The following is a 12,022-nucleotide window of genomic DNA, read 5'->3' as shown; positions in this document are numbered from 1 at the left end:
TTCTTCCCCGGTTCGCCGAATTTTTCCCGCAGGTCGAACAAAATATCCCTTAGCTCCGCCGCTTTCTCGAATTCCAACGCCCGTGAAGCCTGCTGCATTTCTTTTTCCAAGCGGGCCATCATTGCCCGCGCCTCTTTGGCTTTCATCTTGGCAAACGGCGTCGGCGCCGCATAGACAGTTCCGTCTTCGGCCACTTTCGTCGTTTCAATCATATCTTTAATCTTCTTTTTAATAGTATGCGGCACAATACCATGTTCTTCATTATAGGCTATCTGAATCGCACGTCGTCGGTCGGTTTCGTCCAAGGCTCGGCGCATGGAATCTGTCACCACATCCGCATAAAGAATAACAAGTCCCTGCACGTTTCGCGCCGCCCGGCCAATGGTCTGCACCAACGAAGTTTCCGAACGCAAAAAACCTTCCTTGTCCGCATCCAACACCGCCACCAAGGAAACTTCCGGCAAATCAAGGCCTTCTCGCAACAGATTGATACCTACCAGCACATCAAAAACACCAGCCCGCAAATCCCTCAGAATCTCCACTCTCTCAATAGTAGCAATATCTGAATGCAGATATCGCACTTTCACTCCTACATCTTTCAAATAATCGGTAAGATGCTCGGCCATTTTCTTGGTCAGCGTCGTCACCAATACCCGCTCGTTACGCGTCGAACGAAGACGAATCTCACTCAACAAATCATCCATCTGACCGCTGATAGGCCGTATTTCAACAATCGGATCCGGTATGCCCGTCGGACGTATGACCTGCTGCACGACTCGCTGCGCCTCACCCAGCTCATACGCGGCGGGCGTCGCCGACACATAGATGGTCTGGTTCAGGCGTTCCCGAAATTCATCGAAGGTTAAGGGACGGTTGTCATAAGCCGAAGGCAAGCGAAAACCGCTTTCAATTAACGAAAACTTGCGGGCTTGGTCGCCCTTATACATCGCCCGCACCTGCGGCAGCGTCACATGAGACTCATCAATGACCAGCAAAAAGTCATCTGGAAAATAATCCACAAGCGTATAGGGCGCTTCCCCTGCCTGACGCCCCGTCAAATGCCGGGAATAGTTTTCGATACCGGAACAATAGCCCATTTCCAGCATCATTTCCAAATCATAGCGGGTCCGCTGCTCCAACCGCTGTGCTTCCAGCAGCCGGTCATGCTCCCGAAAATACGCAAGCCGCTCGGCAAGCTCCGCTTCAATACGTTCTGTCGCCGCCAGCAGCGTCTCTCGGGACGTCACATAATGGGATGCCGGATAGATGGCAACATGGGTTCGTTCGCATAAGATCTCGCCAGTCAATACATCTAGCTCCTGCAAGCGTTCTATCTCATCGCCAAACAGTTCAATACGCACCGCCCGTTCTGTATAGCCTGACGGAAAAATTTCAATAACATCGCCACGAACACGGAAATTCCCCCGTTGAAACGCAATGTCGTTACGCGAATATTGCAGTTCCACCAACTTGCGCAAAATCACGTCACGTTCGCGCTGCTGCCCTTGTCGCAATGACAAAACCATGTTGCTGTATTCTTCTGGAGAGCCTAAGCCATAAATACAGGAAACGCTGGCCACCACAATGACGTCTCGCCGCTCAAAAAGCGCCATCGTTGCCGAATGGCGCAGCTTATCGATTTCGTCGTTAATGGACGAATCCTTTTCAATATACGTATCCGTCTGCGCAATGTACGCTTCCGGCTGGTAATAGTCATAATAACTGACAAAATACTCGACTGCGTTATCCGGGAAAAACTCTTTAAATTCGCTGGCCAGCTGTGCCGCCAACGTCTTATTGTGCGCCAATACTAAAGTAGGGCGCTGCACCTTTTCCACCAGCTTCGCCACAGTATAGGTTTTACCGGTTCCGGTTGCTCCTAAAAGAACCTGAGCCTTTTCCCCGGCTAAAACTCCTGCCGCTAAGGACTCTATCGCTGTCGGCTGGTCCCCAGTAGGCTCAAAAGGAGCCACTACCCGAAACGGCCTGCTTTCTTCCAATTGCACCGTATTCAGCTTTGGCACCGCCATTATATCGCCTCTTTTCAGAAATAAGAACCTGCATGTACTCGTTGATTCCAGCTAGATCAATTCTTAATTAAGAATAATTATAGCATATTGCCAGTTTGAAAAGAACTATAATTTGAACAGGAGTAAAGGGAGTACAGGGAGGGTTCAACGGGTTTGGATTGAACAGGAGTCTCGACGAGAATCGGAGGGCATGACTGAGGGTTCGAAGCAACATGTTTTATCAAGAGATTGCCGCGTCGCTGCGCTCCTCGCAATGACACAAAGTAAGCCATTAGGCAGAAAAAACATATCCTGCTGCTTTCAATTCCAAGCCGCCTTTAATGTCATTGCGAACGCAGTGAAGCAATCTCTTCGTGTATTTTTATATAAAAACCGTATCTCGTGCCTCACTTTACTCACTCTACTCCTGTTAAAAACCGCACCCCTCATTCGTACCCTCCCGTGACTCCGGTTCTCCTGTTCAAAAAGCCTCGTGCCCTCACTCTACTCTTGTTCAATTCTCCTTGAACATATGTTCTTTTTATTATAGCATACCCTTGCACAAATGCAATGCTGCAATTCACTCGGGCGCCTTACCCTTTTTCCATTTTTCCCACCAATCCTGCCACGGAAATCGTTCCTCTGTCAGTTCAGCGACATTTCGCTCCGAGCCTTCCGGCACAAGAATGACCCCTAAGCGTCCATTTTCCGGCAACGGCAGTTCTTTCTGCATTTCTACTTTTTCCCGCAGCCAAAGCAACCGCGCTGTGCTGCCGGCGCGCAAAAGCGCCTCGCCTAATTCCCCGCCGCTGGAAATGCTCTCTTCATCAACTCGCAGCAAAATGTCTCCGGAACGCAGCCCCGCCGCCCGCGCTGGGGAGTCCAATACGGTATCCAAGACCATGACGCCGCGTACCGGCGGAACATAAAAAGGCTCGCCGCGCGTTTCCCGCCGGTTCCCCTTCATAATCAACCATTCATGTCCTACTGGTGCCAGCAACGCCGCCACCGGCTGCAGCCAAAGCTGCCATGCCGAGGCCACCGCTAGTACTAAAAGAAGCAAGCTATACGCCAAAAGCTGCACTGCCGTACGCCACCGCCGCCGCGCTGGCGGTTCCGTTACCGCCATATCCGCATAGCCTAAAGCAGCCACAACCGGCAGCAGACCATACATCCACCGCTGTCCCTCCGGCGCTTCCAAGCCCAAAGGCAGCACAGGCCACCAAGACGTCCCCAAAGCCAGCCCCCGCACATCACCCTCCGGTACGGCCACCGCCATCAACAATACCAACGGCAAGGGCCAAAAATTCTGCAGCTGAAATGCGCCTACGACGCGACCGTCACGGCGACGCAAAAACGAAGGCAAATCGCCATAACGCCCGCTCAAAACAATCAATATGCTTTCCACCACATGAAGAACCGCTACTAACGAGAGCAAATGCGGCACATTGACCACCGGCCAGCCAAAAATAGCGCTGGACAAGGCAACTAGACCGCCAGCATAAGCAAAGCAGATAAACCGCGCACTCGCGATCATCAGCAGCACTGCCAACGGCCAAACATAGGAAAAGCCCATGGCGTTAAACGATACGCCCAACAGCGCCAATAAAGCGCCTCCCAAAAGCCCGCCTACAATGCCATACAAAAACATATATCCCAAATGCTGCCGCATGGAAAAAGTCACGACCCCAAACATAGCCTTTTGCCGTTTGCGCGCCTGCCAATACTGCCACGCCACCAGCAGCATAATCATCCAAAACATCGGGTCCAGACAGACGCCAATCGTCTTGATCACAATAAACTCAAATATAGTCAGCCAAGAACTCATTTTTTCAGCCCTCCTTTGCTATTCAGATACTCTGCATGCTCCTCTTTATCCTGCTTTTTTTGCAAAAATAGCGGCAAAGCTTAACGCTTGCCGCTATTTTTCTCTTCCATCCTTGGCATCGCCGGCATTACGCTAGCGAAATTCCACATGCAATTCTTTACCCATCCCCTTAGCCAGGCGCTTAAGGAATTTGAGACTAGGATTGTAGTTTCCTGATTCCATTCTGCTAATATGCGCTTGATTAATACCAGTCTTTGCAGCCAACTCCTTTTGAGTCATCTTCAAAGCCGTACGACTTTCAATTAAGCTACGAACAAGCTCATACTCTGGAGCCAGATCATCGTATTCTTGTTTAAATTCAGGGTCTTGTAATCTTTTAGCTTTGTATTCTTTAAAGTTCATTTCAAGCACCTCCGCTCATAGTCAGCTTTATATTCCAATGCTCTGTTGATTTCTTTGCGTGGCGTCTTTTGCGTCTTCTTAATAAAGCCGTTTGTGAGAATAATTTTGTTCTCAATTAAAAAGAAGTAGAATATTCTAGCTTCATCCCTAGAAGCACTAATTCGCAATTCAAAAATACCACCTTCAATAGGCTTAGAATATGGTTCCCGCAACTCATTCCCTTTTTCTGAGAGAATATCAAGATCACGGATTGCCTTTGCACCCAACTTATTCGGAAGCGAATCAAGGAACTCTGCTACAGGACATTTATCATTTTCTGTACTGTAAAATTCAATAGTAAACACTTACAATTTTCCTCGCCACATCATATGTCATATATGCAATATTTTATTCTATTATTACACTAAATCCGAAGACTGTCAATTACATGTGTTCTCAGCTCTAACAATTTTCGATAAAAACAGGTTGCAAAATAGCGGCAAAGCTTAACGCTTGCCGCTATTTTCTGGGAGATACGTTTCACACAGAGTAACAGAAGGGCCAAAGAAAGGCCAGAGAAATACTTTTCCAGGAGATTGCGGGCGTTGCGTTCCTCGCAATGACGCACATTTTCACCAAGCAATCCCACTGCTTCCAATCCGCCTTTACTGTCATTGCGAACGCAGTGAAGCAATCTCCTTGTGCATTTTTAAATTAAAATCGTCCCTCGTAATCTTCTTGCATGCCCTCACTTTACTCCTGTTAAATACCGTTCTTCTCTGGCTTTTCCTCTATTACTCTGAGTTCCGTTCCTTCTCTGTTGTTATTTCTCCCGCAAAACCTCCAGAGCCTTATCCAACTGCGCATCAGCGCCGATCTCGCCGCGCCGTTCCCCGTTGCCTTCCACCACGACATCCGGCTCAATGCCGACGCCGTTAATCGACCGCTCCGCAGGAGTAAAATACTTGGCGATAGTCAATTTAATGGCTCCGTCGGAAAGACGGAAAATAGTCTGCACAGACCCCTTGCCAAAGGTTTTGGTTCCCACCAGAGTACCCGCATGTGTGTCCTGAACCGCACCGGCGACAATCTCCGACGCGCTGGCGCTGCCGCCATTTACCAAAACAGCCAATGGAATTGGCGGCGTTTCTAAATTCGAATTCCGTGTTTCCTTTTTACCGCTTCTCGTTACCATGGAAACCACCGGGCCCTTGGGCACTAAACGTCCGGCCACCTTGACCGATTCCTCCACAATGCCGCCGGGATTATTGCGCAGATCCAGTACAAGGCGTTTCATGCCCAGTTCCTCAAGTTCTTGATATTTTTTCAAAAAATCCGCGCCAGTATGCTCATTAAAGGTAGTAATCCGAATATAGCCGGTTTGCTCATCCAGCATTTTTCCGCCCACGGTCTTGATATCAATGATCGAACGAGTTAATGCAAAATCAATAACTTCTGATTCGCCTCGTTCAACAGACAACGTTATTTGCGAGCCTTCGGGACCGCGAATCTTGCCAACCGCTTCATCTAGCGGCATATTCTTGGTTTCCGCCCCGTCAATGCGCACAATGCGGTCCCCGCTTTTTATGCCGGCTTTTTCCCCCGGCGTACCTTCAATCGGCGATACGACAATCAAATGCTTGTCTTTCATGCCCACTACAATGCCGACGCCGCCAAAAGCCCCGGATGTCTCTACTTTAAATTCATTGTACAGCTTCTCATCCATATACACAGAATGAGGGTCTTCCAAAGAGCCAACCATGCCGCGGATCGCCCCGCTCATCAGCCGCTGCGTATCAATTCCTTCTACATATTGAGCTTGTACTGCTTTAAACGCCCGGAAAAATCGCAGCGCCTGCAACCCGTCTTCCGCCGAAAGACGGAAAACATACAATACCCCGCCCAAGGTGGCAAACATCGTCATGACCACCAGCAATACCGCGCCCACCCCTAATTTCCAGCGCCTCAATGGCTACACCTCATTTAAGAATTGAACAGGAGTAATCGGAGTAAAGGGAGGGCTCGAAGGAGGAATATTTTAAAACCTCTCTCTAGGTCCACATTTTCTCCGTACTACTGTACAGCTTCCCGTATTCTCTATTATTCAATCTGTTACTCAAAGAGATTGCCGCGTCGCTGGACTCCTCGCAATGACGCAAATCCCCCTGGCCCTGCAGGCCTTCCCCCTTTGGCAAGGGGGACTTCAACCCCTGCCTCCCTTGTCAAAGGGAGGTGCCGCCACAGCGGCGGTGGGATTTGACGCAAACCCGTACCCGTAACCCTCATTCATACCCTCACGAGACTCCGGTTCTCTTGTTCAAACCTTCGTACTCCGTAGCCCTCACTTTACTCCCTCTACTCCTGTTAAAATCCGTTCTTTCTCTTACAGGTAATTCAGCGGATTGACCGGCGAACCGTTTTGGCGCACCTCAAAATGAAGATGCGGCCCTGTGGAGTAGCCGGTAGAACCTACGCGAGAGATCAATTCGCCTTTGCGCACGCTTTGTCCTTCGCTTACAAGAAGCGCCGAGTTATGCGCATACAACGTCGTAATGCCATTACCATGGTCGATAATGACCGCTTTGCCATAGCCGCCCATCCAGCCAGCTTCAATCACCACGCCGCCGTCAGCCGCCACCACCGGATCGCCCGAATCGGCGCCGATATCAATACCACTATGGAAACGAGATGTGCCAAAAATCGGATGCGTCCGCCAGCCGAAGGGAGACGTAATCTCACCCGACGTCGGCCAAGCCAGCGCTCCCGTAGCCTGCGCCACGCGTCCGCTGCTACTGCGGCTGCGCAGGCGTTGTTCAATATCCTGTGACATAGCCATAAGCTCTTGATACGCCTGTTCTGCCGTATCCCGCTCGTTTACCGCCGAATCCAAGACTTTCTGTTTTTCCTGCTTACGCGAAGCAATTTGCAGCCGCTTTTCCTCAGCCGCCGCTTGCAGCTGCGAAATACGCTGATGATCTTGCTCCAGCTCCGCCCTTTTCTGCATCACAAAATCTCGTTCCGTACGCACTTGCAGCATCAGCTCGCTGTCTTGCGACAGAATACGCCGCAGCAATTCCATGCGCGTCGAAAAGTCATTAAAATCATGCGCCCCCAAGAGAACATCCAAATAGTTGATTTGACCATTTTCATAAATATCGCGCATGCGTTTATTCAAAATCACCACGCGCTTTGCCAGGCGCGCTTCCGTTTCGGCCAGCACCTTCTCGTTCGACTGAATCTGCTGCTTCGTTTGCGATAAGGCCGACGTAATGCCGTTGTACTCTTCCATAGCCGTATCCAACTGCACCTGCACTTGTTTCAGCTGCGTCGATACGCTGTCCACCTGCTGCTGTGCTTCCGAGGCGCGCTGACGCTGTTCGCGCATCTGCCGCTGCACGCTTTCCAAATCATCCTCCGAATACGCCCATACGGGTGTTAGAGACAATCCCAGCAAAGCTGCAGCCACTCCGGCCGCTGTCAGTTTACGCATTGTCAACATGACTACCTCCTGTATGTACAACAACCATGCTACACCTTCATAAACCGCCGCAACGATACGGCGCTGCCCAAGGCTCCTACTACCATGCCCACCGCCAAAAGAAGCAAACTAATTTGCAAAATAAAAGGATATTGCGGCAAAAGCGGCAAAAAGGCCAAGGACTCGTAAATGCGCTCGACCAGCAAGCCATAGGTCTGCGACAAAATCAGCACTGATAAGAGAGCGCCGCCAATTCCAAGCATAACCCCTTCGATCAGAAAAGGCCAGCGAATAAAACTATCTGTAGCGCCAACATACTTCATAATGCCAATTTCCTTGCGCCTCGCAAACACCGTAAGGCGAATGGTATTGGCAATGATGAAAATGGCCGCCAACGCCAGCAAGATAATCAAAATCAACCCGAACGTACGAATCAGCTTGGTCAAGGCAAAGAGCTGCTCGATGACCTCTTGACCGTATTTGGCGTTCTCCACGCCTTTGATCTCCCCAATCGCCTTTGCAACCGCCTTCACCTGCTCCGGTTTGTCTACCTTGACTTCAAAGGCATTGGGCAGAGGATTGGTTTCCCCCAAGGCGTTCAGGAGATTTTTCTGTTCTCCCAGACGTTCTTGAAAACGCTTCATAGCTTCAGCCTTCGTCACAAAAAGCACCTGATTGACTCCCTGCATTTTGGTAATGCGCGTGCCGATTTCCCGATGCTCATATTCCGACAAGCCATCCTGCAGATATACGGAAATCTGCACCTGCGACTCCAAAGCCGAAGCCAAATGGGTCAGATTCAAGACCAAAATCAAGAACATCCCCAGAATAAACAACGACAAAGCCATGGTGCTCACTGACGCTACGCTCATTAAGCCATTGCGCCGCATAGAAATAAAGGCTTCCCTGACAAAATACTCGAAGGTACTAATCTTCATAACCGTATACCCCTTTGGCCTCGTCACGAACAATACTGCTGCGTTCAATGGCGATAACCCGCTTGCGCATGGTATCCACTACGGTCTTATCATGAGTCGCCATTACAATCGTCGTGCCATTTTTATTGATGCGTTCAAAAATCTTCATGATTTCCCAAGATGTTTCCGGATCCAAGTTTCCGGTCGGTTCATCGGCAATTACTATCACCGGATTGTTAACAATCGCCCTGGCAATAGCCACACGCTGCTGCTCACCGCCGGACAACTCTGTCGGAAAGTTCCGCGCCCGATACCGCAGACCCACTAGCTCCAACACATGGTTGACTCGTTTTTGAATCTCCCTACGCGGCGCTTCAATAACCTGCATCGCAAAAGCCACATTTTCATAAACCGTACGATTAGGCAGCAACCGGTAATCCTGAAAAATAATACCCAAACTGCGGCGAAAATACGGCACTTCACTGGATTTCAACGCCGTCACATTGCGTCCGTTGACTACCAGTTGTCCTTGGGTCGGTAGTTCTTCTCTGAAAATCATCTTCGTAAAAGTCGTTTTTCCCGCTCCGGAAGGACCCACGACAAAGACAAATTCTCCTTTTTGAATATCCACATTGATGTCGCGCAACGCTACGATGCCGCTGTCGTAAACCTTGCCGACGTTCTTCATATGAATCAACGACTGTTCCCCCTACTACTCCTAAAAACTCTAAACATAGTCATATTTGACGTCTTCTCGAAAAACACCTGCTTCGCACGGGGAAATATTTTGGGGATACCAAGATTTGAACAAGAGAATCGGAGAACAGGAGAAGAAACGGAGATTGAACAAGAGTCCCGGGAGAATCTGAGGGTTCGAATGAGGGCTGCGCGATATTTTAATTTTTTGAATCCTACCGCCGCTATGGCGGCACCTCCCTTTGACAAGGGAGGCAGGGCTTGAAGTCCCCCTTGCGAAAGGGGGATGGCCCGCAGGGCCAGGGGGATTGATGAGCCCCGCGACGCGGCAATCTCCCAATAGTCATTGCCAAAATCCGTAGTTCTCCTGCGTGCCCTCCGGTTCTCGCCGCGACTCTTGTTCAAAAAATTCCTGTGGCCCTCACTCTACTCCCTATACTCCTGTTAAAAACCGTACTTCGTAACCCTCTTGCGTGCCCTCTATGGATGTCGGTTGCCATGCCGTCCATGGCATTTTCATTGGAGACCGGCGATTATTCCATCCTTGGCATCGCCGGCATTAGGTACATCACGTACCGTCAGTCGCATCCAGCGCCGTCGCCGGTTCTCTTGTTCAAAAATTCCCCATAGCCCTCACTCTACTCACTCTACTCTTGTTCAAATCCCGTTCCTAATGCCCAAAAAGGCAGGAAAGCCAATGGCCTCCCTGCCTTTTTTAGATTGCCTTTATTTTTTACGAGCCACAACGCGGCGTGCAGCTTCAGCTACGTCTGCTGCCGTCAAGCCGTATTTAGCCAACAGTTCTTTCGGCTTGCCGGATTCGCCAAAGGTATCCTTAACGCCAACGCGTTCCAGCGGCGCCGGAGCCTGTTCCGCCAGCACTTCCGCTACGGCGCTGCCCAAACCGCCAATAATACTGTGCTCTTCGCAGGTCACAATGGCGCCGGTTTCCTTGGCGGCGCTTACAACAGCCGCTTCGTCCAAAGGCTTCACGCTGGCCATATTGATCACCCGCGCCTGGATGCCTTCCGCCGCCAACATCTTAGCCGCTTCCAACGCAGCCATTACCATGACGCCGTTAGCAATCAGCGCTACATCGTTTCCTTCGGTCAATATGGCCGCCTTCGCCGGAGCAAAGACATAGCCTTCTGGACTGACGTTGTCCACGGACATGCGTCCTAAACGAATATAGACGGGTCCTTGATATTCCGCGGCCCAAGCAATAGCTTGACGAGTTTCTTCCTCGTCCGCGGGAACCAGGACTGTCATATTCGGCAGACTGCGCATAAGAGACACATCTTCAATCGCCTGATGGGAGGCGCCGTCTTCCCCTACGGTCAAACCAGCATGCGTCGCCGCCACTTTGACGTTCAGTTTTGGATAGCAAACCGAATTGCGGATCTGTTCAAACGCCCGCCCGGCTGCAAACATAGCAAAAGTAGAAACAAAAGGAATCTTGCCGCTGGCAGCTAAGCCCGCAGCCGTTCCCACCAAATTCTGTTCGGCAATGCCGACATTGAAAAACCGCTGCGGATACGCCTTGGCAAAGACATTCGTTTTAGTAGATTTCGACAAATCTGCATCTAAAACAACAATTTGTTCGTTTTTGCCGCCAATTTCCTTCAGCGCTTCACCGTATGCTTCACGTGTTGCTTTACCCATTTCTATTCACCCCGTTAATCCTGTAATTCGCTCAAGAATGTGCAGCACTCTTCTACCGAAGGCGCCTTGCCGTGCCAATCCACGACATTTTCCATCTTGCTGACGCCCTTGCCTTTTACCGTGCGAGCGATAATGACCGACGGCTTGCCTTGCGCCGTTTTGGCTTCTGCCACTGCACGATACAGATCCTGCAAATCATGACCGTCGGCAATGATAACATTCCAGCCAAAGGCTTCAAATTTCTTATCAATCGGCAACGGAGAAAGGACTTCCGCTACCGGTCCGTCAATCTGCAAACCGTTGAAATCTACAAAAGCAATCAAATTGTCCAGCTTATAATGGGCCGCAAACATAGCTGCTTCCCAGACCATGCCTTCTTCCAGCTCGCCGTCGCCCAGCAATGCGTAAATACGACGCGCGCTACCGTCTAAACGAGCGGCCAAAGCCATGCCGTTCGCCGCGCTCAAGCCCTGTCCCAAAGAACCGGTGGACATTTCGATGCCCGGCAGATCTTTGCGGCTGGGATGTCCCTGCAAGCGCGAATTGATGCGCCGCAGCGACAGCAGCTCTTCTACCGGGAAAAAGCCTTTTTCCGCTAAAGTGGCGTACAATACCGGTGCTGCATGACCTTTGGACAAAACAAAACGATCCCGCTCTGCATCGTCTGCCTTAGCGGCATCGATATTCATCACCTTGAAATAGAGCAGCGTCAAAATATCAGCTGCCGACAAGGAACCGCCGGGATGCCCCGACTGCGCCTCCGTCACCATCGAAACAATATGCCGACGAATCGCCTTGGCGCGTTTCGCCAAATCCGCCACTTCCTGGGCACTTAAGTTAGCCACTGTCATATCCCCCTAATTACTATTGAACAGGAGTAAAGTGAGTAGTGGGAGGGTCCCCTTTTTCTCTTCACTCTTATTCTACTCAACTTTCGCAGCAGGAAATTGGGAAATAAGCCTTGATGTAATTGGGCAAGGCCGCCATCCAGTTGTATAGTTGCTTTTCGATGAAAGCAGAAAGCTTTTTTGAAGACTTCTTCTTCACTTCG

Annotated in this window: 10 protein-coding genes; all 10 read right to left on the bottom strand. The window is 50.3% G+C overall.

Going from position 1 to position 12,022, the window contains the following annotated elements:
- Nucleotides 1-2,033 (bottom strand): excinuclease ABC subunit UvrB (gene uvrB / locus PHF27_RS03230; protein WP_300065985.1); only part of this gene is annotated, 2,033 nt, incomplete at its 3' end.
- 556 nt (nt 2,034-2,589) lie between these two features.
- Nucleotides 2,590-3,837: a PDZ domain-containing protein gene (locus PHF27_RS03225; RefSeq protein ID WP_300065925.1), complete on the bottom strand. Its 1,248-nt coding sequence runs from the start codon at nt 3,835-3,837 to the stop codon at nt 2,590-2,592.
- Between the two features lie 132 nt (nt 3,838-3,969).
- On the bottom strand, nt 3,970-4,239 hold the full coding sequence (locus tag PHF27_RS03220) for a helix-turn-helix transcriptional regulator (RefSeq protein WP_300065922.1): 270 nt from the start codon (nt 4,237-4,239) through the stop codon (nt 3,970-3,972).
- Entirely contained in the window at nt 4,236-4,583 is a 348-nt protein-coding gene (locus PHF27_RS03215; protein ID WP_300065919.1) for a type II toxin-antitoxin system RelE/ParE family toxin, read from the bottom strand. The genes PHF27_RS03220 and PHF27_RS03215 overlap by 4 nt, the downstream gene beginning before the upstream one ends.
- Before the next feature lie 458 nt (nt 4,584-5,041).
- Nucleotides 5,042-6,187, bottom strand: a complete 1,146-nt coding sequence (locus tag PHF27_RS03210; RefSeq protein ID WP_300065918.1) for a S41 family peptidase — start codon at nt 6,185-6,187, stop codon at nt 5,042-5,044.
- A 414-nt stretch (nt 6,188-6,601) separates the two neighbouring features.
- Nucleotides 6,602-7,717 carry a peptidoglycan DD-metalloendopeptidase family protein gene (locus PHF27_RS03205; protein WP_300065915.1) on the bottom strand — a complete coding sequence of 372 codons (1,116 nt, stop codon included), beginning with the start codon at nt 7,715-7,717 and terminating at the stop codon, nt 6,602-6,604.
- 29 nt (nt 7,718-7,746) lie between these two features.
- Complete coding sequence (gene ftsX, locus PHF27_RS03200; RefSeq protein ID WP_300065912.1) at nt 7,747-8,634, bottom strand: permease-like cell division protein FtsX; 888 nt, start codon at nt 8,632-8,634, stop codon at nt 7,747-7,749.
- Nucleotides 8,624-9,310, bottom strand: a complete 687-nt coding sequence (ftsE, locus tag PHF27_RS03195) for a cell division ATP-binding protein FtsE (protein ID WP_300065909.1) — start codon at nt 9,308-9,310, stop codon at nt 8,624-8,626. The genes ftsX and ftsE overlap by 11 nt, the downstream gene beginning before the upstream one ends.
- 725 nt (nt 9,311-10,035) lie before the next feature.
- A complete protein-coding gene (locus PHF27_RS03190) occupies nt 10,036-10,971 on the bottom strand; it encodes a transketolase family protein (protein WP_300065906.1) in 936 nt (311 codons plus the stop codon).
- Between the two features lie 14 nt (nt 10,972-10,985).
- A complete protein-coding gene (locus tag PHF27_RS03185; protein WP_300065903.1) occupies nt 10,986-11,822 on the bottom strand; it encodes a transketolase in 837 nt (278 codons plus the stop codon).
- Nucleotides 11,823-12,022 lie beyond the last annotated feature (200 nt).

Source organism: Anaeromusa sp. (assembly GCF_028691475.1).
In the GTDB taxonomy this organism is placed as follows: domain Bacteria; phylum Bacillota; class Negativicutes; order Anaeromusales; family Anaeromusaceae; genus Anaeromusa.
Note: the sequence above shows the minus strand (reverse complement) of the source record. Positions and strands in the feature narration are given on the sequence as shown.